Here is a 26,495-nt window from a genome sequence, read left to right as displayed (position 1 = left end):
CGTATCGATGGTGGATCAAGTATCCATCTTAGGAGCACAGCATGACCAACAAGATCATCCAGCAGCTCGAAGCCGAGCAGATGAGCAAGGAAATCCCGACCTTCGCACCAGGCGACACCATCGTCGTCCAGGTTAAAGTGAAGGAAGGTGATCGTTCCCGTCTGCAGGCGTTCGAAGGCGTTGTCATCGCCAAGCGTAACCGCGGTCTGAACAGCGCCTTCACCGTGCGCAAGATCTCCAGCGGCGTAGGCGTTGAGCGTACCTTCCAGACCTACAGCCCGCAGATCGACAGCCTGGCCGTGAAACGTCGTGGTGACGTGCGTAAAGCCAAGCTGTACTACCTGCGCGACCTGTCCGGCAAAGCCGCTCGCATCAAGGAAAAACTGTCCTGAGTGCAGTTTGCCCGGTGGCCAAGGCCGCCTAGCGAGAAAAAGCAGCCTTCGGGCTGCTTTTTTGCTTTCTGAAACCTGTGAAAGTGACGGATATGACCAGCCGAGACCAGGAAATCCAGCGCCGTACCGAGCTGTCGGTGACCCGCGTGACCAAAGCGGTGTTCCCCAACACCACCAACCACCACAACACCCTGTTCGGCGGCACCGCGTTGGCCTGGATGGACGAAGTGTCGTTCATTGCCGCCACGCGTTTCTGCCGGCTGCCGCTGGTGACCGTATCCACCGACCGTATCGACTTCAAGCACCCGATCCCGGCGGGCTCGATCGTTGAACTGGTGGGTACGGTGGTCAAGGTCGGCAACACCAGCCTGCAGGTGCAGGTAGATGTGTTCGTCGAGAACATGTACCTGGATGGCCGCGAGCGGGCGATCCACGGGGTGTTCAGCTTTGTCGCCATCGACGAGGACAAGCGCCCGGTGCCCGTGCTGCCCCAGGCCTGAGTTTTCCTGCACCGGCCCTTTCGCGGGCAAGCCCGCTCCCACAGGTACTGTGGGGATCCTGTAGGAGCGGGCTTGCCCGCGAAGAGGCCGGTACAGACAACCAGGATGTTGCTGTGAAACACTAGGCCCACTTCAAACACCCAGCAGCCCCGCATGCCCGCCCTAGACCACCCCCTGATCGACCAGTTCCTCGACGCCCTGTGGCTTGAAAAAGGCCTGTCCGACAATACCCGTGTCTCCTATCGCAGTGACCTGGCGCTGTTCAACGGCTGGTTGCAGGAACATTCGGTGAGTTTGCCGGACGCCGGTCGCGACCTGATCCTGGATCACCTGGCCTGGCGTCTCGACCAGGGCTACAAGCCACGCTCCACTGCGCGCTTTCTTTCCGGCCTGCGCGGCTTCTTCCGCTACCTGCTGCGGGAAAAGCTGGTCGCCGTCGACCCGACCCTGCAGGTCGATATGCCGCAACTGGGTCGGCCATTGCCTAAATCCCTGTCGGAAGCCGACGTCGAAGCCCTGCTGCAGGCGCCGGACCTGGGCGAAGCCATCGGCCAGCGCGACCGTGCCATGCTCGAAGTGCTTTATGCCTGTGGCTTGCGCGTGACCGAGCTGGTCAGCCTGACCCTCGACCAGGTCAACCTGCGCCAGGGCGTGCTGCGAGTGATGGGCAAGGGCAGCAAGGAGCGCCTGGTGCCGATGGGCGAGGAGGCGGTGGTGTGGCTGGAGCGCTACCTGCGTGACGGCCGCGCCGAACTGCTCAACGGCCGCCCCAGCGATGTGCTGTTCCCCAGCCAGCGCGGCGAGCAGATGACCCGCCAGACCTTCTGGCACCGCATCAAGCACCACGCGCGGGTGGCCTGCATCGACAAACCGCTGTCGCCGCATACCCTGCGCCACGCCTTCGCCACGCACCTGCTCAACCACGGCGCCGACCTGCGTGTGGTGCAGATGCTGCTGGGCCACAGCGACCTGTCGACCACGCAGATCTACACCCACGTGGCCAAGGCGCGCCTGCAGCAATTGCACGCCCAGCACCATCCACGTGGATGAATGTTTTTCATGTTCCGCCGACCGGTCCTTGCAGGCCCCTTCATCAGCAGCGTGATGTGGTAGGCTTGGGCGGTTTGCATCAAGGGCCGCACGGTCGCCGCGATTTTTTTGCAGGTGACGCCCTCCGGCCCCTGTCCGCCTCCAGGAGTTCCCCATGCGCGTGACCCAGATTTTCGCCGCCGCCGTGTTGGCGCTGGCCAGTACCTTTGCCGTTGCCGCGGCCGACAGCAATGCCAGTGCCGAGCAGGCCATCCGCAAGTCGTTGCAGAACCTCGAACTCGAAGTACCGGTTGAAAGCGTCGGCAGCAGCCCGCTCAATGGCCTTTATGAAGTCAAGCTGCAGGGCGGTCGTGTGCTGTATGCCAGCGCCGATGGCCAGTACGTCATGCAGGGCTACCTTTACCAGCTGCAGGATGGCAAGCCGGTCAACCTGACCGAGAAAACCGAGCGTCAGGGCGTCGCCAAGCTGATCAACGGCATTCCGGCCGCCGAGACCGTTGTTTACCCTGCCAAGGGCGAGACCAAGTCGCACATCACCGTCTTCACCGACACCACCTGCCCGTACTGCCACAAGCTGCACGCCGAAGTGCCCGAGCTCAACCGCCGCGGTATCGAAGTGCGCTATGTCGCCTTCCCGCGCCAGGGCCTCGGTTCGCCAGGTGACGAGCAGCTGCAGGCCGTCTGGTGCTCCAGCGACCGCCGTGCGGCGATGGACAAGATGGTCGAAGGCAAGGAAATCAAGGCGGCCAAGTGCGCCAACCCGGTCAGCAAGCAGTTCCAGCTGGGCCAGCAGATCGGCGTCAACGGCACGCCGGCCATCGTGCTCGAGAACGGCCATGTGATCCCGGGCTACCAGCCGGCACCGCAAGTGGCCAAGCTGGCCCTGGATGGCCAGCAGCAAGCTGCCAAGTAATCAATTCAATACGCCGTCGTCATGGGGTGACGGCATGTTTCACGGTCGGTGAAGGCGCCGGCCGTTCAATGGGGAGTTCACAGTGAAACCGGTCAAAGTAGGCATCTGTGGGTTGGGGACCGTCGGTGGCGGAACCTTCAATGTACTTCAGCGCAACGCCGAGGAGATTGCCCGCCGTGCCGGGCGCGGTATTGAAGTGGCACAGATTGCCATGCGCTCGCAGAACCCGAACTGCCAGATTACCGGTACCCCCATTACCGCTGATGTGTTCGACGTTGCGAGCAACCCGGAAATCGACATTGTCATCGAGCTGATCGGTGGCTACACCGTGGCGCGTGACCTGGTGCTCAAGGCGATCGAGAACGGCAAGCACGTGGTGACCGCCAACAAGGCGCTGATCGCCGTGCACGGTAACGAGATCTTCGCCAAGGCGCGCGAGAAGGGTGTCATCGTTGCCTTCGAAGCCGCAGTGGCCGGCGGCATCCCGGTGATCAAGGCGATCCGCGAAGGCCTGTCGGCCAACCGCATCAACTGGCTGGCCGGCATCATCAACGGCACCGGCAACTTCATCCTCACCGAAATGCGCGAGAAAGGCCGTGCCTTCCCCGACGTGCTGGCCGAAGCCCAGGCGCTGGGCTATGCCGAAGCCGACCCGACCTTCGACGTCGAAGGTATCGATGCCGCGCACAAGCTGACCATCCTGGCGTCCATCGCCTTTGGTATCCCGCTGCAGTTCGACAAGGCCTACACCGAGGGCATCACCCAGCTGACCACCGCTGACGTGAACTACGCCGAAGCGCTGGGCTACCGCATCAAGCACCTGGGCGTGGCCCGCCGCACCGCCGAAGGCATCGAGCTGCGCGTGCACCCGACGCTGATCCCGGCCGACCGCCTGATCGCCAACGTCAATGGCGTGATGAACGCGGTCATGGTCAACGGCGACGCCGCAGGTTCCACCCTGTACTACGGCGCAGGCGCCGGTATGGAGCCGACCGCTTCGTCGGTGGTGGGTGACCTGGTCGACGTGGTCCGTGCCATGACCTCCGACCCGGAAAACCGCGTACCACACCTGGCCTTCCAGCCAGACTCGCTGTCGGCCCATCCGATCCTGCCGATCGAAGCCTGCGAAAGCGCCTACTACCTGCGCATCCAGGCCAAGGACCACCCGGGTGTGCTGGCCCAGGTGGCGAGCATCCTGTCGGAGCGCGGCATCAACATCGAGTCGATCATGCAGAAGGAAGCCGAGGAGCAGGACGGCCTGGTGCCGATGATCCTGTTGACTCACGGTGTTGTCGAGCAGCGCATCAACGATGCCATCGTCGCCCTGGAAGCCCTGCAGGACGTGGTCGGCAAGGTCGTGCGCATCCGCGTCGAACAGCTCAACTAACAAAATTAGTGCCCTCGGGCCGCCATCGCGGCCCGGGCCTCAGCATCGAAGGTTTGCACCCATGCGCTATATCAGTACCCGCGGCCAGGCTCCGGCCTTGAATTTCGAAGACGTGCTGCTGGCTGGCCTGGCCAGCGACGGCGGCCTGTACGTCCCTGAGAACCTGCCTCGCTTCACCCAGGAAGAAATCGCCTCCTGGGCCGGCCTGCCGTACCACGAGCTGGCCTTCCGGGTAATGCGCCCGTTCGTCGAAGGCAGCATCGCCGACGCCGATTTCAAGAAGATCCTCGAAGAAACCTACGGCGAGTTTGCCCACGCTGCGGTCGCCCCGCTGCGCCAGCTGAACAGCAACGAGTGGGTGCTGGAGCTGTTCCACGGCCCGACCCTGGCGTTCAAGGACTTCGCCCTGCAACTGCTCGGTCGCCTGCTCGACCATGTGCTGGCCAAGCGCAACGAGCGCGTGGTGATCATCGGCGCCACCAGCGGTGACACCGGCTCCGCCGCCATCGAAGGCTGCCGCAGCTGCGAAAACGTCGACATCTTCATCCTCCACCCGCACCAGCGTGTGTCGGAAGTGCAGCGCCGGCAGATGACCACCCTGTTTGGCGACAACGTCCACAACATCGCCATCGAAGGCAACTTCGACGACTGCCAGGAAATGGTCAAGGCCAGCTTCGCCGACCAGTCGTTCCTCAAGGGCACCCGCCTGGTCGCGGTCAACTCGATCAACTGGGCGCGGATCATGGCCCAGATCGTCTACTACTTCCACGCGGCCCTGCAGCTGGGCGGCCCGGCCCGTTCGGTGGCGTTCTCGGTGCCGACCGGCAACTTCGGCGACATCTTCGCCGGTTACCTGGCGCGCAACATGGGCCTGCCGGTCAGCCAGCTGATCGTCGCCACCAACCGCAACGACATCCTGCACCGCTTCATGAGCGGCAACCAGTACGTCAAGGAAACCCTGCACGCGACCCTGTCGCCGTCCATGGACATCATGGTTTCGTCCAACTTCGAGCGCCTGCTGTTCGACCTGCACGGCCGCAACGGCGCTGCGCTGGCCGAGCTGATGGCGACCTTCAAGCAGGGCGGCGGCTTCAGCGTCGAGCAGGACCGCTGGACCGAAGCACGCAAGTTGTTCGATTCGCTGGCGGTCAGCGACGAGCAGACCTGCGAGACCATCGCCGAGGTGTTTGCCGCCACCGGTGAAGTGCTCGACCCGCACACCGCGATCGGCGTCAAGGCCGCCCGCGAGTGCCGCCGCAGCCTGGCCACGCCGATGGTGGTGCTGGGTACTGCGCACCCGGTCAAGTTCCCCGAAGCGGTGGAGAAGGCCGGCGTTGGCAAGGCGCTGGAGCTGCCTGCGCACCTGAGCGACCTGTTCAGCCGTGAAGAGCGTTGCACCGTGCTGGCCAATGACCTGAAGGCCGTTCAGGCGTTCGTCAGCCAGCATGGTAATCGCGGCAAGCCTTTGTAATCGCATTGGCATCGGGGCCGCAAAGCGGCCCCGGATTTCAGAGCTTTCCTTACCCTTTAGCAGAATTGTCCTATGTAAGGCTCAGGAAGCCTTGCCTAGAGTGACCGGTCCTTCCCCCAAGGAGCGGTACATGCGCCAGCCCTACGTGCTTATTCACCACGCACGCCCATCTCACCAGATCCTCTTGCACCAGGCCTGCAACGCCATTGGCTTGTTCAATGTGCGCATTACCCACGACAAGGCAGACCTCGATACCTGCCTGGCCCGCAAGCGATGCGTCGACTTGCTTATCCTCGACCATACCCATGATCCGGCCCTGCTCGATCAATTAGGTGCTTGCCGCGCCTTGCTGTTCGTCGGTCGCGCCGATCCGGGCCGCTCCAACCTTGCCCGTGAAGCCCGACGCCAGGGCATATGGGTGCTGGCTGACCTGCCGTTGCCACTGCCCATGCCACGCTGGCAGCAAGCCCTGCAACGTATTCAAACTGTCACGTCGCCCACGCATGCTCACTAGCACAGCCGTGGCGCAGCGAACTTTCCGCCGCGTTTGCTGGTCAGTTCCTTCATGTCCCATTACAAGCGAGTGATCCGGATGGAAAGAATCTGCAGACTGCTCAACGACGCCCTTACCCCCTACCAGGCCAAGCTAGGTGTCACGGATGCCAGCGGCAACCGCCAATTGACCGTGTACGACAGCCTCGGCGGCACGGCCTTGCGCCGTACGGTCAGCGAGCGCCAGCTGCAGGAGCAAAGCCTGTTGATCGACCTGGTAGACGGCTTGCACCGTGATCTGCAGATTGTCGAAGGGCGCTTGCAGCCCTGTGTGATCGCAGCATTGCAACAGCGCCAACAGCCGCAGGGAACCTTTGCCTGACTGGCCTATCATAAGCTTCAAGGGCAGCCGGCCAGTGCACAGCTCCGGTACTGGCAGGTTGTCGCGGGAAGTCCATGAGGACTTTCGATTGGCCCCGGGCGTATTCCCCAGCGTCCGGGGTTTCTTTTTGCGCGTCTTTCTTTGACTGCAGCTCAGCGGTCTTCGAAGAAATGCCTGCTCTCTTCCAGGTAGGTTGCGCGCAGCTCAGGGTCAAGCCAGTGGGAATACAGGGCGGGCAAGGTATTGCGACGCAGGGCCGGTAGCAGCTGGTCGATATGGCTGATGGCTGCGCGCCCCAGTGGTGTATCCGAACAGCCTACGTGGAGGAACTGGTAGCGGGTCACGCCCTGGATCGGATGAAACTGATAGTCCGTCGGCAAGCCACCATGTTGCTGAATCAGGTAGCGCACCTCCGGCCAGTAGCCCAGCACCAGTTGCAGTCGCCCGAGCTGTTGCATCTGCAGCAGGTTGGCGGTGGCATCGTTGCCGTAATGACGGCTGAACGCCGAGTCGGGCAGCTGACGCAGGATCTCGTCGACCTGGCTGCTGTAGCTGCGTTCGGCGACGATGCCCAGCTTCAGCCGGGTATTGCCGAGCAAGCCTTTGAGATCGACCTCCTGACCATCGAGGAACGCTGCCAACTGAGCTTGCCCAGTCTTGCGCACTACCACCCCGGTGCTCAGCACACCGAGCGTCGGTTGCGAAAAATGCACGAACTTTGCGCGCTCAGCGGTCCATAACAGTGTCGGGTCGCAGGTGAAGCTGGTCGGATCCTGAAGCATTTGCATTCCGCGTGCCCGGTTGACGCGAATGATACTGTGTTCGTATTCAGGCATCTTCTCAATCAGCAGCGGCAGCATCTGATCGATAACCCCCTGGCCTTTCTCCGAGCCTTCGAACACGGTGAAGGGCGGCAGGTCGCGCACCAGCCATAGCAGGCGCTCCTTGGCGTGTGCCGGCGCCACCAGCAGGGCAAGCAGCAGCGCGCAGCACAGGGCCAGCCAACGCATCGGCAGCAGCCTCAGACCGTGCCTGCCTGGCGCAGGCTGGCAATTGCCGCCTGGTCGTAGCCCAGGGAAGCCAGCACAGTATCGGTATGTTCACCCAGTGCCGGGCCAACCCATTCGGCAGAACCTGGGGTTTCCGAGAGCTTGGGGACGATGCCCGGCATCTTGAACGGCTTGCCGTCCGGCAGGCGCGCCTGCAGGAACATTTCCCGGGCCAGGTACTGCGGGTCGCTGAACATGTCCTCGGCCGAGTAGATCCGGCTGGCCGGCACTTCGGCGCTGGTGAGCACCTGCATCAGCTGGTCCAGCGGCAGGCTGTTGGCCCAGCGGTCGATCACCCCGTACAGCTCGTCGCGGCGGGCATCGCGGCCATCGTTGCTGGCCAGGCTCGGGTCGTCGGCCAGGTCGGTGCGGCCGATGGCCTGCATGAAGCGCTTGAAGATGGCGTCACCGTTGGCGCCGATCTGCACATGCTTGCCGTCGGCGCTGGTGTGGATGGAGGAGGGTGTGATACCCGGCATGATGTTGCCGGTACGCTCGCGGATGAAACCGAACACGTCGAATTCCGGGACCATGCTTTCCATCATGGCGAAGATCGCCTCGTACAGCGCCACGTCCACCACCTGGCCCTGGCCGCCGTTGACTTCGCGATGACGCAGTGCCATCAGCGCGCCAATCACCCCCCACAGCGCAGCGATCGAATCACCGATGGAAATCCCGGTGCGCACGGGCGGGCGGTCGTCGAAGCCGGTGATGTAACGCAGGCCGCCCATCGATTCACCGACTGCACCGAAGCCCGGCTGGTCCTTCATCGGCCCGGTCTGACCGAAGCCCGACAGGCGCACCATCACCAGGCGCGGGTTGAGGGCGTGCAGCACCTCCCAGCCCAGGCCGAGCTTCTCCAGTACGCCGGGGCGGAAGTTCTCGATCAGGATGTCGGCCTCGCCCAGCAGGCGCTTGAGCACTTCACGGCCTTCGGGGTGCTTGAGGTTGAGCGTCAGCGACTGTTTGTTGCGCGCCTGCACGAACCACCACAGTGACGTGCCCTCATACAGCTTGCGCCATTTGCGCAGCGGGTCGCCGCCGTCCGGCGACTCGACCTTGATCACTTCGGCACCGAATTCGGCGCAGATCCGCGAGGCGAACGGCCCGGCGATCAGGGTGCCGAGCTCGATGACTTTCAGGCCGGCGAGGGGTTTGCTGGGCGTAGACATGAGGCATCCGTGGCAACTGGTCAGAGCCGTGGTTTTAGCATAGGTGCGGGGCGGCCGATACTGCTCCGGCGCAAGCGGAGGCGGGATCGGTTAGACTAGGTCACTTTTCTCTACGCACGAAGCCCACTCGACCATGGCCCAGCCGTCCACCACCTACAAATTCGAACTGAACCTGACCGATCTTGATCGCGGCGTGTACGAAAACGTCCGCCAGACCATCGCCCGTCACCCTTCGGAAACCGAAGAGCGCATGGCCGTGCGCCTGCTGGCCTATGCCCTGTGGTACAACGAGAACCTGTCGTTCGGCCGTGGCCTGTCCGATGTCGATGAAGCGGCGCTGTGGGAAAAGAGCCTGGACGACCGCATCCTGCACTGGATCGAAGTCGGGCAGCCGGATGCCGATCGCCTGACCTGGTGCTCGCGCCGCACCGAGCGCACCAGCCTGCTTGCCTACGGCAGCCTGCGCGTGTGGGAAGGCAAGGTCGTGAGCGCGGTCAAGGGCCTGAAGAACTTGAGCATTGCCGCCGTGCCACAGGAAGTGCTGGAGGTGCTGGCCACCGACATGCCGCGGACCATCAAGTGGGATGTGATGATCAGCGAAGGCACTGTGTTCGTCACCGATGACCGTGGCCAGCACGAAGTGCAGCTGCAGTGGCTGCTCGGTGAGCGCGGCTGAAGCACCCCATGCGTATCGAACCTCGCCCGCTGCCGCCGACCCTGCCATTTCTGGGTAACCTCCCACCGTTGCTGACCCGCCTGTATGCCGCCCGCGGCGTGCAATCCGAGGCCGAGCTGGACAAGAGCCTGGCGCGCCTGCTGCCTTACCAGCAGCTCAAGGGCATCGAAGCAGCGGTGGACCTGCTGGTCGAGGCCCTCGACCAACGCCAGCGCATCCTTATCGTCGGCGACTTCGACGCTGACGGCGCCACCGCCAGCACCGTCGGCATGCTCGGCCTGCGCCTGCTGGGCGCGGCCCATGTCGACTACCTGGTACCCAATCGCTTCGAATACGGCTACGGCCTGACCCCGGAGATCGTCCAGGTGGCGCTCGAGCGCCAGCCACACCTGCTGGTGACCGTCGATAACGGTATCTCCAGCGTCGAAGGTGTGGCGGCGGCCAAGGCGGCCGGGCTCAAGGTGCTGGTCACCGACCACCACCTGCCGGGTCAGCAGTTGCCGGATGCCGACGCCATCGTCAACCCGAACCAGCCTGGCTGCGATTTCCCGAGCAAGTCGCTGGCCGGCGTCGGGGTGATTTTCTACGTGCTCATGGCTTTGCGTGCACGCCTGCGCAGCCTGGGGCGCTACGAAACGCAGCCGCAGCCGAATATCGGCGAGCTGCTTGACCTGGTCGCCCTGGGCAGCGTCGCCGACGTGGTGCCGCTGGATGCCAACAACCGCATCCTCGTGCACCAGGGCCTGGAGCGTATCCGTGCCGGCCGCGCGCGGCCCGGCCTCAAGGCCATCCTGGAAGTAGCGCGGCGCGATCACCGGCGCATCACCTCCACCGACCTCGGCTTCATCCTCGGCCCACGGCTCAATGCCGCCGGGCGCCTGGACGACATGAGCCTGGGCATCGAATGCCTGCTGTGCGAAGACCAAGCCCTGGCCCAGGACATGGCCCAGCAACTGGATGACCTGAATCAGGACCGCAAGTCGATCGAGCAGGGCATGCAGCGCGAGGCCCTGGCCCAGCTCAAGGACCTGCCGGTCGAGTCCATGCCTTATGGCCTGTGCCTGTTCGATGCCGATTGGCACCAGGGTGTGATCGGGATTCTTGCGTCGCGCCTGAAGGAGCGTTACCACCGGCCGACCATCGCTTTCGCCGATGCCGGTGACGGCATGCTCAAGGGCTCGGCGCGTTCGGTGCCGGGCTTTCATATCCGCGACGCGCTGGATGCGGTGGCAGCGCGCCAGCCGCAGCTGATCAGCAAGTTCGGCGGGCATGCCATGGCGGCGGGGCTGTCCCTGCCTGAAAGCAATTTCCCGGCCTTTGCTGAAGCCTTTGATGAAGAAGTACGGCGCCAGCTGCGCGAAGAGGACCTGACCGGTCGCCTGCTGTCGGACGGCAGCCTGGCCGTGGAGGAATTCCATCTCGACCTGGCCAAGGCCCTGCGCAATGCCGGGCCTTGGGGGCAGCACTTCCCCGAGCCGCTGTTCCATGGGGTGTTCCAGTTGGTGGAGCAGCGTGTGGTCGGTGAGCGGCACTTGAAGGTGGTGCTCAAGAGTGAGTGCGGGTCGGTGCGGCTGGATGGCATTGCCTTTGGCATTGACCGCGAGGTGTGGCCTAACCCGACGGTGCGTTGGGTCGAGCTGGCGTACAAGCTGGATGTGAACGAGTTTCGCGGCAATGAGAGTGTGCAGTTGATGATTGCGCATATGGAGCCGCGCTGAAGGGCTGCGAGGTGCCTGCCTTGGGTTTTGCAGGGGGGCGGAAATCGAGCGCCGCCCGCGCGGCGCATCGCGAGCTGCGCTGCAAACCTTTCGGCGAACACCTCGCACTCCCACTGAACCTTCCCCCCCACCAATCTGGTCTAGTCTGATTAATGACCGGCACCGGGCCAGGGATGTGCATTTGAGTGTCCGGGCCGGATCACCATTGGAGTCCTTGGGAGGTGCCCTCATGAGCCTGCTGCTCGAGCCTTACACCCTGCGTCAGCTGACGCTCCCCAACCGCATCGCGGTCTCGCCGATGTGCCAGTATTCCGCCATCGATGGCCTGGCCAACGATTGGCATCTCGTTCACTTGGGCAGCCGCGCCGTGGGTGGCGCTGGCCTGGTCATCAGCGAAGCCGTCGCGGTGACGGCCGATGGTCGCATCACCGCCGAAGACCTCGGCTTGTGGAATGACGACCAGATCGCCCCATTGCAGCGCATCACCCGTTTCATTACCGCGCAAGGCGCCGTCCCCGGCATCCAGCTGGCCCACGCCGGGCGCAAGGCCAGTACTTATCGGCCATGGCTGGGCAAGCAGGGCAGCGTGAAACTCGAAGACGGCGGCTGGCAGCCTGTGGGCCCGTCGAAAATCGCCTTCGACCCGCAGCACACACCGCCACGCGAATTGAGCAAGGACGAGATCCAGGAGGTGATCAACGCCTTCGTCGCCTCGACCGAGCGGGCGCTCAAGGCCGGTTTCAAGGTGGTCGAGATCCACGCCGCCCATGGTTATCTGCTGCACCAGTTTCTCTCACCGCTGAGCAACCAGCGCCGCGATGAATACGGCAGCTGCTTCGAGAATCGAATCCGCCTGACCCTGCAGGTGGTGGAGGCCGTGCGCAAGGTCTGGCCGGCCGAATTGCCGCTGTTCGTCCGAGTATCGGCGACCGACTGGGTCGAGGATGGCTGGAACCCCGATGAAACCGTCGAACTGGCCCGCCGACTGCGGGTGCTGGGTGTCGACCTGATCGATGTGTCCTCCGGTGGTACCTCGGTCAATGCCGAAATCCCTACAGGTCCTGGCTATCAGACACGCTTTGCAGAGCGCGTGCGCAAGGAAGCAGAGATCGCCACCGGCACCGTCGGCATGATCACCGAACCGGCCCAGGCCGAGCACATTCTGCGTACCGGGCAGGCCGATGTGATCTTCCTTGCGCGCGAACTGCTGCGCGACCCTTACTGGCCGCTGCATGCCGATGATGATCTGGGCGGTAACAAAGCCACCTGGCCGGCGCAGTACCAAAGGGCGACCAGCCGCGCCAACCCGATTCACGAGTCGGATTTGCGGGATTAATCAAAGGCTTCAAATAGAGCGCGGCCCCTGTGGGAGCGGGCGTGCCCGCGAAGCAAGCGACTCGGTGCGTGACACCGGCTTTGCCGGTGTTCGCGGGCACGCCCGCTCCCACAATGGGTCTCAGCTTCAATCCAGGTATTGCATTCAATGCTTGATCATCACATGCCGCACACAGGTGTAGTCCTCCAGCCCATACATCGACATGTCCTTCCCATACCCCGAATGCTTCTGTCCGCCATGGGGCATTTCGCTGACCAGCATGAAGTGGGTATTGACCCAGGTGCAGCCGTACTGCAAGCGCGACGCCAGGCGGTGGGCGCGGCCTGTGTCGCGGGTCCAGATTGATGATGCCAGGCCATATTCGGAATCGTTGGCCCATTCCAGCGCCTGCTCTTCGCTGTTGAAGCGGGTCACCGACACCACCGGGCCGAACACCTCGTTGCGCACGATCTCGTCATCCTGCAAGGCGTCGGCCAGCACGGTCGGTTCGAAGAAGAAGCCATCCCCCGCAATCACCTTGCCGCCCGTCACCAGGCGGATGTGCGGCTGGGCGATGGCGCGCTGGACCAGGCCGGCCACCTTGTCGCGGTGCTGGGCGCTGATCAGCGGGCCGAGTTCGGTGTCTTCGGCATCCTGCAGGCCGGCCTTGAGGCTGGAAACGGCCTTGCCCAGGCGCTCGACGAAGCGGTCGTAGATACCCGCCTGCACATACAAGCGACAGGCTGCAGTGCAGTCCTGGCCTGCGTTGTAGAAACCGAACGTGCGGATACCGTCGATGGCTGCGTCGATATCGGCGTCGTCGAACACCAGCACCGGTGCCTTGCCGCCCAGCTCCATGTGCATGCGCTTCACGCTGCTGGCGGTGGCGCCGATGATGTGCGCGCCGGTTGGAATTGAACCGGTCAGCGAGACCATGCGCACCTTGGGGTGGGTGACCAGTGGGTTGCCCACCGTCTGCCCACGGCCGAAAAGGATGTTGAGCACGCCGGACGGCAACAGGTCCTTGGCCAGCTCGCCCAGGCGCAGGGCAGTCAGCGGTGTCAGTTCGGAGGGTTTGATGACCACGGTGTTGCCAGCTGCCAGGGCCGGGGCGACCTTCCACGCCAGCATCATCAGCGGGTAGTTCCACGGCGCGATCGAGGCCACCACGCCCAGTGGGTCGCGGCGGATCATCGAGGTATGGCCCGGCAGGTATTCACCCGCCGCCGAGCCACCGAGGCAGCGGGCGGCCCCGGCGAAGTAACGGAACACGTCGGCGATGGCCGGGATTTCGTCGTTCAGGGCGGCGGCAAACGGCTTGCCGCAGTTCTGCGATTCCAGCCGGGCGAGTTCATCGCCATGGGCTTCGATGATATCGGCCAGGGCCAGCAGCGCCAGCGAGCGCTCTTTGGGACTGGTCTGGGACCAGCTGTCGAAGGCCTGGTCGGCGGCACGCACGGCGGTATCGACCTGGGCTTCGGTGGCTTCGTTGATCTGCGCCAGGGCGCTGCCTTCGGCCGGGTTGAGCACGGTCCAGGTCGGGCCGTCGCCCGCGACCAGCTTACCGTTAATCAGCATTTTGCTTTGCATGGGGACTCCTTGAGGGTCATTTGCCGCTGCCCGCAACGCTTTCGCCGCCACGGGTCAGGTAATAGGCACCGAGGATCGGCAGCATGGTCACCAGCATCACCAGCATGGCGACCACGTTGGTCACCGGCACATCGCGCGGGCGGCTGAGCTGGTTGAGCAGCCAGATCGGCAGGGTGCGCTCGTGGCCGGCGGTGAAGGTGGTGACAATGATTTCGTCGAACGACAGGGCGAATGCCAGCATGCCGCCGGCCAGCAGCGCCGAGCCGAGGTTGGGCAGGATGATGTAGCGGAAGGTCTGCCAGCCATCGGCACCGAGGTCCATGGACGCCTCGATCAGGCTCTGCGAGGTGCGCCGCAGGCGGGCAATCACGTTGTTGTAGACGATCACCACGCAGAACGTGGCGTGGCCTATCACGATGGTAAGCACGCCGGGCTCTATCCCCAGGCGCTTGAACGCCGAGAGCAGGGCGATGCCGGTGATGATGCCGGGCAGGGCGATCGGCAGGATCAGCATCAGCGAGATGCTCTCCTTGCCGAAGAAGCTGCGCCGGTACAGCGCCGCCGAGGCCAGGGTGCCGAGCACAAGCGCGATCAGCGTGGCCAGGCAGGCCACCTGCAGCGACAGCTTGATGGCTTCGAGCACGTCGGGGCGGGCGAAGGCCACGGCGAACCAGTTGAGGGTGAAGCCCTTGGGCGGGAAGCTGAACGCCGCGTCTTCGGTATTGAAGGCGTACAGGAAGATGATCAGGATCGGGAAGTGCAGGAACAGCAACCCGCCCCAGGCCGCCAGACGCAGGCCGACAGACGCTTTTTCAGAGTGCATCGAAAGCCCCCAGGCGCTTGACGATGGACAGGTACACCGCGATCAGCACGATCGGCACCAGCGTGAACGCCGCCGCCATCGGCATGTTGCCGATCGCCCCTTGCTGGGCATAGACCATGCTGCCGATGAAATAGCCCGGCGGGCCGACCAGTTGCGGCACGATGAAGTCGCCTAAAGTCAGCGAGAAGGTGAAGATCGAGCCGGCGGCAATGCCGGGGATCGACAGCGGCAGGATCACCTGCAGGAACGTCTGCCCAGGCCGGGCCCCCAGATCTGCCGAAGCCTGCAGCAACGATGGCGGCAGGCGCTCCAGTGAGGCCTGGATCGGCAGGATCATGAACGGCAGCCAGATGTACACGAACACCATGAAGCGCCCCAGGTGCGAGGTCGACAGCGTGCTGCCGCCCACCCCGGGCACCGCCAGCACGGCCTGCAGCAGGCCATCCAGGTGCAGTTGCTGGACGAACCACTGGGCCACGCCGCCCTTGGCCAGCAGCAGGGTCCAGGCGTAGGTCTTGACGATGTAGCTGGCCCACATCGGCATCATCACCGCAATGTAGAAGAACGCCTTGGTCTTGCCGCTGGTGTAGCGCGCCATGTAGTAGGCGATCGGGAAGGCCAGCACCGCACTGGCCAGCGATACCGACACGGCCATGGCCAGGGTGCGCAGGATGATGTCGAAGTTGGACGGGTTGAACAGCGCGGCGAAGTTGCCCAGGGTCAGCTCCGGGGTGACCGCCATGGTGAAGTCGTCGAAGGTGTAGAACCCTTGCCACAACAGGCTGAGCAACGAACCGAGGTAGATGGCGCCGAACCAGGTCAGCGGGGGGATCAGCAGCAGTGCCAGGTAGAGGTTGGGGCGCCGGTACAGCAGATCGGATACGCGGCGCATGTCAGCGGGCCTCGGCCAGGACGGTTTCCTGCAGCGCGGTCATCGCCTCGCGAGGCCAGCGCACCTGTACCTGCTGGCCAGCTTGCCAGGGCTGTGGATGCTCCTGCCAGCGGTCGTTGGCGTGGCTTATGGCAAGCAGCTGGCCGCTGTCCAGTTGTACCTCGTAGCGGGTGGCGCTGCCCTGATACTGGATGTCACGCAGCAGGCCGCTGAGCTGGACGTCTTGCACCTGGCCGGGCTGATCCACCAGGCGGATATGCTCGGGGCGGATGGAGAAAGGTGAGCGGCTGCCGCTGAGCTGTTCGGCGAGGTCACCGCGGATGACGTTGGAGGTGCCAACGAATTCGGCGACGAACGTGGTCGCGGGCTTCATGTACAAGTTGCGTGGCGTGTCGACCTGTTCGATGCGCCCACGGTTGAACACCGCCACCCGGTCTGACATCGACAGTGCTTCGGTCTGGTCGTGGGTAACGAAGATGAAGGTGATGCCCAGCTGGCGTTGCAGCTTCTTCAATTCGCCCTGCATCTGTTCGCGCAGCTTCAGGTCGAGCGCGCCCAGCGGCTCGTCGAGCAGCAGCACCCGTGGCCGGTTGACCAGGGCGCGGGCCAGTGCCACGCGCTGGCGCTGGCCGCCAGAGAGCTGCGCCGGCTTGCGTTCGCCGTAGCCGGCCAGGGCGACCATGGCCAGCGCTTCTTCGGCGCGGGCCTGGCGTTCGGCCTTGGCCACACCCTTGACCTTGAGGCCGTAGGCGATGTTGTCGCGCACGTTCATGTGCGGGAACAGCGCGTAGTCCTGGAACACGGTATTGACGTCGCGCTGGTAGGGCGGCACGCCAGCGGCTTCGACGCCGTGGATGCGGATCGAGCCGCTGTTCGGTTGCTCGAAACCGGCGATCAGGCGCAGGCAGGTGGTCTTGCCCGAGCCGGAGGGGCCGAGCATGGAGAAGAATTCGCCGTCATCGATGTCGATGCTGACCTGGTCGACGGCCTTGACCTCGCCAAAGGTGCGGGAAACCTGGGTGAACTGGACGGCTAGCGGCATGCGTGAGCTCCGAACAATATCTGTCTCCTGTTCGGGCCTCTTCGCGGGGCAAGCCCGCTCCTACAGGTATCGTGTGCCCCTGTAGGAGCGGGCTTGCCCCGCGAAAGGGCCCTGACAGGCTTAAACCGAACTCAGCGCCCGCCCATGATCGCAATGTAATCCTGGGTCCAGCGGCTATAGGGCACGAATTTGCCGCCCTGGGCCTGTGGGGTTTTCCAGAAGGCGATCTTGTCGAAGTTGTCGAAGCCGTTGGTCTTGCACCCTTCAGCCCCCAGCAGTTCACTGCCGGTACAGGCTGCCGGCACCGCAGGCAACGAGCCGAACCAGGCCGCGACATCGCCCTGCACCCTGGGTTGCAGCGACCAGTCCATCCACTTGTAGGCGCAATTGGGGTGCTTGGCTTCGCTGTGCAGCATGGTGGTGTCGGCCCAGCCGGTGGCACCTTCCTTGGGAATGGTCGAGGCCACCGGCTGGTTCTCGGCCTTCAGGCCATTGACCATGTAGCCCCACGAACTGGAGGCGACCACGCCTTCGTTCTTCACATCGCTCATCTGCACCGTGGCGTCGTGCCAGTAACGGTGGATCAGCGGTTGTTGCTGGCGCAGCAGGTCGAGCACGGCCTTGTACTGAGCTTCATTGAGCTCGTACGGGTCCTTGATGCCCAACTCGGGTTTGGCCGACTTCAGGTACAGCGCTGCATCGGCGATGTAGATCGGCCCGTCATACGCCTGCACGCGGCCCTTGTTCGGCTTGCCATCGGGCAGGTCCTGCGGCTCGAACACCACATTCCAGCTGGTCGGTGCCTGCTTGAAGGTATTGGTGTTGTACAGCAGCACATTCGGGCCCCATTGGTACGGCGTGCCGTACACCTGCTTGTCGACCACGTACCAGCCGCCGTTCTGCAGGCGCGGGTCGATGTTCTTCCAGTTGGGGATCAGCGCAGTGTTGATCGGCTGTACGCGCTTGCCGACGATCAGGCGCAGCGAGGCGTCGCCGGAAGCGGTGACCAGGTCGTAGCCGCCCTTGGTCATCAGGCTGACCATTTCATCGGAGGTGGCAGCGGTCTTGACGCTGACCTTGCAGCCGGTTTCCTTTTCAAAGCCCGTGACCCAGTCGTAGGCCTTGTCGCTTTCACCGCGCTCGATGTAGCCGGGCCAGGCGACGATATCCAGTCGGCCTTCGCCGGCGCCCAGGGCCTTGGGCAACTCGGCGGCCTGCAGGCTGGCGCTGGCCAGCAGCGCGCCGGTCACGGCGCCGAGCAATGCGGTCTTGTGCACTGACATGGTGTTCCCTCTTCTTGGAGATTTTGGTCGGGGCAGTGGTCGAGTCTAGTTGGCTTTTTGCCAGCTAATGCAACATCCAGAAGCAAATCGGGGCATGGCCTGTAAACGGGCAAGGCTTACTCTGTCGGCTGACTACCAACGCGTGGAGACCTGCACATGAACACCCGTGGCTTGCTCGATCAACTGCTGAAATCTGGCCAGGAATTGCTGAACAAGCCATCCGCCCCCGGCAAACCTGCGGCGGGAGCAAATGGCTTGGGCAGCCTGCTTTCCGGGGCGGGTGGCGGGTTGCTGGGCGGCGGTGCGCTGGGCTTGTTGCTGGGTAGCAAGAAGGCCCGTAAATATGGCGGCAAGGTCCTTACCTACGGCGGCCTGGCGGCACTTGGCGTGCTGGCCTACAAGGCCTATGGCAATTGGCAGGCGCGTCAGGGCGCAGGGCAGGGCGCCGAGCCGCAGACCCTCGACCGCCTGCCGCCCGCCCAGGCTGAGCAGCACAGCCAGGCAGTGCTCCGCGCACTGGTGGCGGCGGCCAAGTCCGATGGCCATATCGACGAGCGCGAACGGGCCCTGATCGAAGGCGAGTTCACCCGTCTGGACAGTGACCGCGACCTGCAGCACTGGCTGCACGCCGAACTGAACAAGCCGCTGGACCCGGCCGAGGTCGCCCGCGCCGCGCAAACGCCAGAGATGGCTGCCGAGATGTACCTGGCCAGCGTGATGATGGTCGATCAGGAGAACTTCATGGAGCGCGCCTACCTCGATGAACTAGCCCGTCAGTTGCGCCTCGACCCGGCCCTGCGTCAGGAACTGGAGAGCCAGGTACGGCTTGCCGCAGGCCAATGAACTTGAAAATGGCCTGTCCGTCAGGGACAGAGGCCTGAATACCTCGTATTTCAGCCGCAAAAGCGTAGGAAGCCTGGGCTATACTTCGGCGATTTTTCCCGCTCGTTGTGAATTCCTGAGGGCTGAATGTGAAGAACTGGACCTTGCGCCAACGGATCCTGGCAAGTTTCGCCGTGATCATCGCCATCATGCTGCTGATGATCGTAGCCGCCTACTCGCGGCTGGTGACGATCGAAACCGCCGAGGAAGCGGTGGGGACAGACAGCATTCCAGGGCTCTACTACAGCTCGATGATCCGCAGCGCCTGGGTCGACAGCTACGTCACCAGCCAGCAGCTGGTGGGCCTGTCCAATCGCCGCGACATCACCACGGCCGACATGGACCTGTTCAAGAGCTTCGATGATCGTCTGAAGCAGCACATGGCCAGCTACCAGGGCACCATCCAGGACACCGACGACCAGGAGCGTTTCGATACCTTCGTCAAGCTCGAGGAAAAGTACCTCAACGTGGTTGACCAGGTGCTTGAAGCCTACCGCCAGCACCAATACGTCGAAGCCGAGCGGCTGATCAGCGATGTGCTCACCCCGGCCTGGATCGAAGGGCGCAAGCATCTCAACGTAGTGATCGAGCACAACCGCGAGTCGGCAGACGCCGCCACCCATGAAATCGTCAGTGCCGTGAGCACCGCCAAGGGCAGCATGATGGTATCGCTGCTGTTGGCGATCGTGGCCGCCGGTATCTGTGGCTTGCTGTTGATGCGCGCCATTACCGCACCGGTGCAACGCGTGGTGCATGCCCTCGACAAACTGCGCTCGGGCGACCTGAGCATGCGCCTGAGCCTGGACCGCAAGGATGAATTCGGCGCCATCGAAAGCGGCTTCAACGAAATGGCTGAGGCCCTGGCCAACCTGGTGGCCCAGGCGCAGCGCTCGTCGGTGCAGGTGACCACCTCGGTCACCGAGATTGCCGCCACCTCCAAGCAGCAGCAGGCCACCGCCACCGAAACGGCCGCCACCACCACCGAGATCGGCGCCACCTCGCGAGAGATCGCTGCCACCTCGCGCGACCTGGTGCGCACCATGACCGAAGTCACCTCCGCCGCCGACCAGGCCTCCAGCCTGGCCGGCTCCGGCCAGCAGGGCCTGGCGCGCATGGAAGAGACCATGCACCAGGTGATGGGCGCCGCCGACCTGGTCAACGCCAAGCTGGGGATCCTCAACGAAAAGGCCAGCAACATCACGCAGATGGTGGTGACCATCGTCAAGGTGGCCGACCAGACCAACCTGCTCTCGCTCAATGCCGCCATCGAGGCGGAGAAGGCCGGTGAATATGGCCGCGGTTTTGCCGTGGTCGCCACCGAGGTGCGACGTCTGGCAGACCAGACGGCCGTGGCCACCTACGACATCGAGCAGATGGTGCGCGAGATCCAGTCGGCGGTGTCGGCCGGGGTCATGGGCATGGACAAGTTCTCCGAAGAAGTGCGCCGCGGCATGTTCGAGGTGCAGCAGGTGGGCGAGCAACTGAGCCAGATCATTCACCAGGTCCAGGCCCTGGCGCCGCGGGTGCTGATGGTCAACGAGGGCATGCAGGCCCAGGCCACTGGTGCCGAGCAGATCAACCAGGCGCTTGCCCAGCTCAGCGATGCCAGCACCCAGACGGTGGAGTCGCTGCGCCAGGCCAGCTTCGCCATCGATGAGTTGAGCCAGGTGGCGGCCGGCCTGCGCGGTGGTGTATCGCGCTTCAAAGTCTGATCACCATGAGCGACCTGCATTCCTACCCGGCAGCGGTGGCCAGCGCCAAGGGCACGCTGTACCTGCAGTTTCGCCTCAACCAGCAGCGCTTTGCCCTGGACGTGCGCGAAGTGATCGAGGTGCTGCCGCGACGTCCGCTCAAACCGATTGCCCAGGCGCCGGCCTGGGTGGCCGGCATCCTGGCGCATCGCGGTGTCCTGGTGCCGGTTGTCGACCTGAGTGCGCTGAGCTTTGCCCAACCGGCCGCCGAGCGCACCAGCACGCGCCTGGTGCTGGTGCGGTACCGCCACGACCAGGTGCTGGGGCTGATCCTCGAGCAAGCCACCGAAACCCTGCGCTGCATGCCGGACGAGTTCCAGCCCTATGGCCTGGACAACGGCGATGCGCCTTACCTGGGCCCGGTCCGCCAGGACGCCCAGGGCCTGCTGCAACGGATCGAGGTAGATGACCTGCTGCCAGAGAGTGTCCGCGAGCTGCTGTTCCCGCACCCACCAGAACAGGTGGCACCATGAGCGAGCAACGTTTCTTCCGCTACCTGCAAGAGCGTATCGGCCTGGATGTCGAATCGGTCGGCGTGCCAATGGTAGAGCGGGCCCTGCGCCAGCGCTGTGCCGCAGTGAATGCCGCCGATCTGGATGACTACTGGGTCCGCCTGCAGCAATCACCGGATGAGCAACTGGCGCTGATCGAGGCCGTGATCGTTCCGGAAACCTGGTTTTTCCGCTACCCGGAGTCGTTCACCGCGCTGGTCGGCCTGGCCCAGAAACGCCTGGCCGAGCTGGCCGGAGAGCGGCCGTTGCGCCTGCTCAGCTTGCCGTGCTCCACCGGCGAGGAGCCTTATTCGCTAGCCATGGCCTTGCTCGATGCCGGTATGAGCCCAGCCGACTTTCGCATCGACGGTATCGATATCAGCCCTAGTTCGGTGGCCAAGGGCATACAGGGCGTATACGGGCGCAACTCGTTCCGCGGCGCTGAACTTGGGTTTCGCGAGCGCTACTTCCGTGAAGGTGAGGAAGGCCACACGCTGGACGAACGGGTACGCCAGCCGGTGAACCTGGAAGCGGGCAATGTGCTCGACCCGGCGCTGGCCGGCCGCAATGGCCTTTACGATTTTGTGTTCTGCCGCAACCTGCTGATCTATTTCGATGTGCCGACCCAGCAGCGTGTGTTCGAGGTGCTCAAGCGCCTGGCGCAGCCGCAGGGAGTGCTGTTCATCGGCCCTGCCGAAGGCAGCCTGCTGGCGCGCCTGGGCATGCGGCCATTGGGTATTGCCCAGTCGTTTGCCTACGTTCGTCAACCCGCCGATGTGCCGGCAACGCCCGTTCAACCACCCCGGCAGCTGCCCACTGCAGTAGCTTCGAGTCGCCCGCGGCCAGCAACTGTGCCTCCAGCGCGGCCGCTGCGCGTGGTGCCACCTGCAGCTCCGGCAACCGAACCGCGAGAGAGCGAAAGCGAGTTGCTGGCCAACATCGCGCGCCAGGCCAATGCTGGCAACAGTGCCCAGGCCCGCGCCAGTTGCCAGCGCTACCTGCGCCAGTTCGCGCCCAAGGCCCAGGTCTACTACTGGCTGGGGCTGCTGAGCGACACGGAGGGTGATGCACAGCAGGCGCTGAGCCTTTACCGCAAGGCACTGTATCTGGAGCCTCAACATCCTGAGGCATTGTTGCACCTGGCTACGTTGCTGGCTGCCCAAGGTGACGAAGCCGGTGCCCGCCGCCTGCAGGAACGTGCGGCACGTGCTGGCCGGGAGTCTGAACGATGAAAGCCGAACACGCGATCGAGCTGCTGGCCCAGGACGATGAGCGCATCGACGACTGCTGGAACCGTATTGGTGTGCACGGCAGCAAGGACTGCCCGTTGCTGGAGCGGCATATCCATTGTCGCAACTGCGAAGTCTACGCAGCAGCGGCCACGCGCCTGCTCGACCGCTACGCGCTGATCGAAGCGGACCTGGCGCACGAAGCCGCCCCCGTCGAAACTTCGGCCGGGCGTTCGCTGCTGCTGTTCCGCCTTGGCGAGGAGTGGCTGGCCCTGGCCACTGCCTGCCTGGCCGAGATCGCCCCCCTGCAACCGGTGCATTCGTTGCCGCATCAGCGCTCCCGGGTACTGCAAGGGGTCGCCAATGTGCGCGGGGCGCTGGTGCCGTGCCTGTCGCTGGGCGACCTGCTGGGCGTGGAGCGTTTGTCCGAGCAGGCGCGCAGCGGTCGGGCAATGCCACGCATGCTGATCCTGGCGGCGTCGGGCGGGCCAGTGGTCATGGCGGTGGACGAGATCGATGGCATTCACCGCCTCGATGCGCCATTGCAGGGTGCTGGCGAGGGTGCAGCGCCCTTCACCGCTGCGGTCTTGCAGTGGCGGGGGCGCAGTGTGCGGGTGCTGGACGATCAACACTTACTGTCTGCCGTGCAGCGGAGCCTGTCATGACCCCAGAGCAAATGCGCGACGCATCGCTGCTCGAACTGTTCAGCCTGGAGGCCGAGGCGCAGACTCAGGTGCTCAGCACCGGGCTGATGGCACTGGAACGCAACCCGACCCAGGCCGACCAGCTGGAAGCCTGCATGCGTGCGGCTCATTCGTTGAAAGGTGCGGCGCGCATCGTCGGCATCGATGCCGGGGTCAGTGTCGCCCATGTCATGGAAGACTGCCTGGTGGCGGCCCAGGAAGGCCGGCTGCTGCTGCGCGCCGAACACATCGATGCACTGCTGCGCGGCACCGACTTGCTGATGCACATCGCGACGCCTGGCGACCCGAATGGCGAGGCATTGGTGCCGGCGTTCCTGGCGCAGCTGGCCGGCCTGCTCGACCCCGCTGCCACGCCTGTACCGCCCGCTGCCGCGCCCGCAGCGGCAGCGGTGACGCTCGAGCCGGCGTTGCCCGTGGTCCCGCCAGCCCAGCCTGAACCGGTGGCGCCGGCCGTGGAAGCCGAAGTTGAACCTGCCGCGCCACGCAAGGCCGGCAAGCGCGCGAGCGAAGGCAGCGAGCGGGTCTTGCGGGTGACCGCCGACCGCCTGAACAGCCTGCTCGACCTGTCGAGCAAGTCGTTGGTCGAGACCCAGCGCCTCAAGCCTTACCTGGCTACCCTGCAGCGCCTCAAGCGCATGCATGGCCAGGGCATGCGAGCCCTCGATGGCCTGAAAACGCAGCTCGAAGACAGTGGCCAGAGCCCTGAAGTGCTGGATGCCCTGGCCCAGACCCAGCGCCTGCTGCTGGAAACCCAGCAGATCCTCCAGCAGCAGGCCGCCGACCTCGACGAGTTTGGCTGGCAGGCCAGCCAGCGGGCCCAGTTGCTCTATGACACGGCATTGGCCTGTCGCATGCGTCCGTTTGCCGACGTGCTCACCGGCCAGAGCCGCATGGTTCGCGACCTCGGCCGTTCGCTCGGCAAGCAGGTGCAACTGCAGATCGAAGGCGAGAAGACCCAGGTCGATCGCGACGTGCTGGAAAAGCTCGAAGCGCCGTTGATCCACTTGCTGCGCAATGCTGTCGACCATGGCATCGAACTGCCCGAGCGGCGCCTGCTGGCGGGCAAACCGGCGGAAGGCACGATCCGCCTGCGCGCCTCGCACCAGGCCGGGCTGCTCATGCTTGAGCTGAGCGATGACGGCGCTGGCATCGACCTTGAGCGCCTCAAGCACAACATCGTCGAGCGCGGCCTGTCGCCAGCCGACACCGTGGCGCAGATGAGCGAGGCCGAGCTGCTGACCTTCCTGTTCCTGCCGGGCTTCAGCCTGCGCGACAAAGTCACCGAAGTGTCGGGCCGTGGTGTTGGCCTGGATGCGGTGCAGCACATGGTCCGCGACCTGCGCGGTTCGATCGAGCTGAGCCAGGTGCCCGGCCAAGGCTGCCGCTTCCAACTGGAGGTGCCGCTGACCCTGTCGGTGGTGCGCAGCCTGGTGGTGGAAGTGGGCGGTGAGGCCTATGCGTTCCCGCTGGCGCATATCGAGCGCACCCTCGAGGTGGCGGCCGATGACATCGTGCAGATCGAGGGCCGCCAGCACTTCTGGCACGAAGGTCGGCATATTGGCCTGGTGGCTGCCAGCCAGTTGCTCAACCGGCCGGCAGGGCAGGGTGAGGCCAACAGCCTGCGGGTAGTGGTGATCCGCGAGCGTGAGCAGCTTTACGGGGTGGCCGTGGAGCGCCTGGTCGGTGAGCGGGTGCTGGTGGTGATGCCGCTCGACCCGCGTCTGGGCAAGGTCCAGGACATCTCCGCCGGGGCCCTGCTGGACGATGGCTCGGTGGTGTTGATCATCGATGTCGAAGACTTGCTGCGCTCGGTCGAAAAACTGCTCAGCACCGGCCGCCTGGAGCGTATCGAGCGCGGTGCGCAAGGGGCGCGAGGTCTGAGCCGCAAGCGCATCCTGGTGGTCGACGACTCACTCACCGTGCGCGAACTGCAACGCAAGCTGCTGAGCAATCGTGGCTACGAGGTGGCGGTGGCGGTGGATGGCATGGACGGCTGGAACGCCTTGCGCAGCGAGGATTTCGACCTGCTGATCACCGACATCGACATGCCGCGCATGGACGGCATCGAGCTGGTCACCCTGGTGCGCCGCGACCAGCGGTTGCAGTCGCTGCCGGTGATGGTGGTGTCGTACAAGGATCGTGAAGAAGATCGCCGACGTGGCCTGGACGCTGGAGCCGACTACTATTTGGCAAAGGCCAGCTTCCACGATGATGCGTTGCTGGATGCCGTGGTGGAACTGATCGGAGGTGCTCAGGGATGAAGGTCGCCATCGTCAATGATATGCCCATGGCAGTAGAGGCGTTGCGCCGGGCCCTGGCCTTCGAGCCCGCGCACCAGGTGATCTGGGTGGCCAGCAATGGCGCCGAAGCCGTGCGCATGTGCGCCGAGGACACCCCCGACCTGATTCTCATGGACCTGATCATGCCGGTGATGGATGGCGTCGAGGCGACCCGGCGGATCATGGCCGAAACGCCTTGTGCCATCGTCATCGTCACGGTCGACCGCAAGCAGAACGTGCACCGGGTGTTCGAGGCCATGGGCCATGGTGCCCTGGATGTGGTCGACACCCCCGCGCTGGGCGCGGGGGACGCACGTGAGGCAGCGGCGCCGCTGCTGCGCAAGATCCTCAACATCGGCTGGTTGATCGGCCAGCAGCGGCCCGGTGCCAGCAAGCCGCTCGCCGCGCCCCTGCGCGAGGCCTCCCAGCGCAGCGGCCTGGTGGCCATTGGCTCGTCCGCTGGCGGCCCTGCCGCGCTCGAAGTGCTGCTCAAAGGCCTGCCGCGCGGCTTTCCAGCCTCTATCGTGCTGGTCCAGCATGTTGACCAGGTGTTTGCTGCCGGCATGGCCGAGTGGCTCGCCAGCGCCTGCGGCCTGCCGGTGCGCCTGGCCCGCGAAGGCGAGCCGCCACAACCCGGGCAGGTGTTGCTGGCCGGGACCAATCACCATATCCGCCTGCTGCAGGGTGGCCAGTTGGCCTACACTGCCGAACCTGTCAACGAAATCTACCGGCCCTCGATCGACGTGTTCTTCGAGAGCGTGGCGCGTTACTGGAACGGCGATGCGGTGGGCGTGCTGCTCACCGGCATGGGGCGCGATGGCGCCCAGGGCCTGAAGCTGATGCGCCAGCAGGGCTTTCTGACGATTGCCCAGGACCAGTCCAGCAGTGCGGTGTACGGCATGCCCAAGGCCGCTGCGGCAATCGATGCAGCGGTAGAAATCCGCCCGCTTGAGCGAATTGCCGGGCGCTTGATGGAAACCTTTGCAAAATGACGACATGTATAGAATCGCGC

The 26,495-nt window shown here is 64.5% G+C and carries 25 protein-coding genes; 18 read left to right on the top strand and 7 right to left on the bottom strand.

Annotated elements, in window-relative coordinates:
- The first annotated feature begins 41 nt into the window (after nt 1-41).
- The 8 genes from rplS to C2H86_RS06110 all read left to right on the top strand — a co-directional run bounded on the left by rplS (nt 42) and on the right by C2H86_RS06110 (nt 6,587).
- Nucleotides 42-392: a 50S ribosomal protein L19 gene (gene rplS / locus C2H86_RS06145; RefSeq protein WP_023629812.1), complete on the top strand. Its 351-nt coding sequence runs from the start codon at nt 42-44 to the stop codon at nt 390-392.
- 92 nt (nt 393-484) lie between these two features.
- On the top strand, nt 485-892 hold the full coding sequence (locus tag C2H86_RS06140) for an acyl-CoA thioesterase (RefSeq protein WP_159411839.1): 408 nt from the start codon (nt 485-487) through the stop codon (nt 890-892).
- 153 nt (nt 893-1,045) lie between these two features.
- Entirely contained in the window at nt 1,046-1,942 is an 897-nt protein-coding gene (gene xerD / locus C2H86_RS06135) for a site-specific tyrosine recombinase XerD (protein ID WP_159411838.1), read from the top strand.
- 154 nt (nt 1,943-2,096) lie between these two features.
- A complete protein-coding gene (locus C2H86_RS06130; RefSeq protein WP_110639411.1) occupies nt 2,097-2,855 on the top strand; it encodes a thioredoxin fold domain-containing protein in 759 nt (252 codons plus the stop codon).
- An 82-nt stretch (nt 2,856-2,937) separates the two neighbouring features.
- A complete protein-coding gene (locus tag C2H86_RS06125) occupies nt 2,938-4,242 on the top strand; it encodes a homoserine dehydrogenase (protein WP_099815331.1) in 1,305 nt (434 codons plus the stop codon).
- 61 nt (nt 4,243-4,303) lie between these two features.
- A complete protein-coding gene (gene thrC / locus C2H86_RS06120) occupies nt 4,304-5,713 on the top strand; it encodes a threonine synthase (protein WP_159411837.1) in 1,410 nt (469 codons plus the stop codon).
- Between the two features lie 130 nt (nt 5,714-5,843).
- Nucleotides 5,844-6,227, top strand: coding sequence for a histidine kinase (locus C2H86_RS06115; protein WP_159411836.1), 384 nt, complete (start codon nt 5,844-5,846; stop codon nt 6,225-6,227).
- Nucleotides 6,228-6,305: 78 nt separating this feature from the next.
- Nucleotides 6,306-6,587, top strand: a complete 282-nt coding sequence (locus C2H86_RS06110; RefSeq protein ID WP_159411835.1) for a DUF3509 domain-containing protein — start codon at nt 6,306-6,308, stop codon at nt 6,585-6,587.
- A 152-nt stretch (nt 6,588-6,739) separates the two neighbouring features.
- Here C2H86_RS06110 and C2H86_RS06105 read toward each other — a convergent pair whose 3' ends face one another.
- Nucleotides 6,740-7,597 (bottom strand): TIGR02285 family protein, encoded by an 858-nt coding sequence (locus C2H86_RS06105; protein WP_159411834.1) that lies wholly within the window; start codon nt 7,595-7,597, stop codon nt 6,740-6,742.
- Nucleotides 7,598-7,608: 11 nt separating this feature from the next.
- Nucleotides 7,609-8,808, bottom strand: a complete 1,200-nt coding sequence (locus C2H86_RS06100; protein WP_159411833.1) for a CaiB/BaiF CoA transferase family protein — start codon at nt 8,806-8,808, stop codon at nt 7,609-7,611.
- A 133-nt stretch (nt 8,809-8,941) separates the two neighbouring features.
- Here C2H86_RS06100 and C2H86_RS06095 point away from each other — a divergent pair, with 133 nt between their 5' ends.
- The 3 genes from C2H86_RS06095 to C2H86_RS06085 all read left to right on the top strand — a co-directional run bounded on the left by C2H86_RS06095 (nt 8,942) and on the right by C2H86_RS06085 (nt 12,538).
- On the top strand, nt 8,942-9,484 hold the full coding sequence (locus C2H86_RS06095; protein ID WP_103445451.1) for a YaeQ family protein: 543 nt from the start codon (nt 8,942-8,944) through the stop codon (nt 9,482-9,484).
- Between the two features lie 8 nt (nt 9,485-9,492).
- Entirely contained in the window at nt 9,493-11,202 is a 1,710-nt protein-coding gene (recJ, locus tag C2H86_RS06090; protein ID WP_159411832.1) for a single-stranded-DNA-specific exonuclease RecJ, read from the top strand.
- A 229-nt stretch (nt 11,203-11,431) separates the two neighbouring features.
- Nucleotides 11,432-12,538 carry an NADH:flavin oxidoreductase/NADH oxidase gene (locus C2H86_RS06085; protein WP_159411831.1) on the top strand — a complete coding sequence of 369 codons (1,107 nt, stop codon included), beginning with the start codon at nt 11,432-11,434 and terminating at the stop codon, nt 12,536-12,538.
- Nucleotides 12,539-12,682: 144 nt separating this feature from the next.
- Here the strand turns inward: C2H86_RS06085 and C2H86_RS06080 are convergent, their stop codons facing one another.
- The 5 genes from C2H86_RS06080 to ydcS form a co-directional block, all read right to left on the bottom strand.
- Complete coding sequence (locus tag C2H86_RS06080) at nt 12,683-14,107, bottom strand: gamma-aminobutyraldehyde dehydrogenase (RefSeq protein ID WP_159411830.1); 1,425 nt, start codon at nt 14,105-14,107, stop codon at nt 12,683-12,685.
- Nucleotides 14,108-14,123: 16 nt separating this feature from the next.
- Nucleotides 14,124-14,930: an ABC transporter permease gene (locus C2H86_RS06075; RefSeq protein WP_159411829.1), complete on the bottom strand. Its 807-nt coding sequence runs from the start codon at nt 14,928-14,930 to the stop codon at nt 14,124-14,126.
- On the bottom strand, nt 14,920-15,822 hold the full coding sequence (locus C2H86_RS06070; RefSeq protein ID WP_159411828.1) for an ABC transporter permease: 903 nt from the start codon (nt 15,820-15,822) through the stop codon (nt 14,920-14,922). Before C2H86_RS06070 ends, C2H86_RS06075 begins: the two co-directional genes overlap by 11 nt.
- A 1-nt stretch (nt 15,823) precedes the next feature.
- Nucleotides 15,824-16,864 carry an ABC transporter ATP-binding protein gene (locus tag C2H86_RS06065; RefSeq protein ID WP_159411827.1) on the bottom strand — a complete coding sequence of 347 codons (1,041 nt, stop codon included), beginning with the start codon at nt 16,862-16,864 and terminating at the stop codon, nt 15,824-15,826.
- A gap of 131 nt (nt 16,865-16,995) precedes the next feature.
- Nucleotides 16,996-18,147: a putative ABC transporter substrate-binding protein YdcS gene (gene ydcS, locus C2H86_RS06060; RefSeq protein ID WP_159411826.1), complete on the bottom strand. Its 1,152-nt coding sequence runs from the start codon at nt 18,145-18,147 to the stop codon at nt 16,996-16,998.
- A gap of 156 nt (nt 18,148-18,303) precedes the next feature.
- Between ydcS and C2H86_RS06055 the strand changes: the two genes are divergently transcribed.
- The 7 genes from C2H86_RS06055 (at nt 18,304) to C2H86_RS06025 (ending at nt 26,475) form a co-directional block, all read left to right on the top strand.
- On the top strand, nt 18,304-18,990 hold the full coding sequence (locus C2H86_RS06055) for a tellurite resistance TerB family protein (RefSeq protein ID WP_159411825.1): 687 nt from the start codon (nt 18,304-18,306) through the stop codon (nt 18,988-18,990).
- A gap of 128 nt (nt 18,991-19,118) precedes the next feature.
- Complete coding sequence (locus C2H86_RS06050; protein WP_159411824.1) at nt 19,119-20,741, top strand: methyl-accepting chemotaxis protein; 1,623 nt, start codon at nt 19,119-19,121, stop codon at nt 20,739-20,741.
- 5 nt (nt 20,742-20,746) lie between these two features.
- The gene (locus tag C2H86_RS06045; protein ID WP_159411823.1) at nt 20,747-21,253 is read left to right on the top strand and encodes a chemotaxis protein CheW; all 507 of its coding nucleotides are present in this window, start codon (nt 20,747-20,749) and stop codon (nt 21,251-21,253) included.
- Nucleotides 21,250-22,503, top strand: a complete 1,254-nt coding sequence (locus C2H86_RS06040; RefSeq protein ID WP_159411822.1) for a CheR family methyltransferase — start codon at nt 21,250-21,252, stop codon at nt 22,501-22,503. Before C2H86_RS06045 ends, C2H86_RS06040 begins: the two co-directional genes overlap by 4 nt.
- Nucleotides 22,500-23,165, top strand: a complete 666-nt coding sequence (locus C2H86_RS06035) for a chemotaxis protein CheW (protein WP_159411821.1) — start codon at nt 22,500-22,502, stop codon at nt 23,163-23,165. The genes C2H86_RS06040 and C2H86_RS06035 overlap by 4 nt, the downstream gene beginning before the upstream one ends.
- Nucleotides 23,162-25,465, top strand: a complete 2,304-nt coding sequence (locus C2H86_RS06030) for a hybrid sensor histidine kinase/response regulator (protein WP_159411820.1) — start codon at nt 23,162-23,164, stop codon at nt 25,463-25,465. Before C2H86_RS06035 ends, C2H86_RS06030 begins: the two co-directional genes overlap by 4 nt.
- Nucleotides 25,462-26,475, top strand: a complete 1,014-nt coding sequence (locus C2H86_RS06025) for a chemotaxis response regulator protein-glutamate methylesterase (RefSeq protein ID WP_159411819.1) — start codon at nt 25,462-25,464, stop codon at nt 26,473-26,475. Before C2H86_RS06030 ends, C2H86_RS06025 begins: the two co-directional genes overlap by 4 nt.
- Nucleotides 26,476-26,495: the final 20 nt, after the last annotated feature.

Source organism: Pseudomonas putida (genome assembly GCF_009883635.2).
GTDB lineage: Bacteria > Pseudomonadota > Gammaproteobacteria > Pseudomonadales > Pseudomonadaceae > Aquipseudomonas > Aquipseudomonas putida_W.
This window is presented reverse-complemented; position numbering and strand designations above follow the sequence as displayed.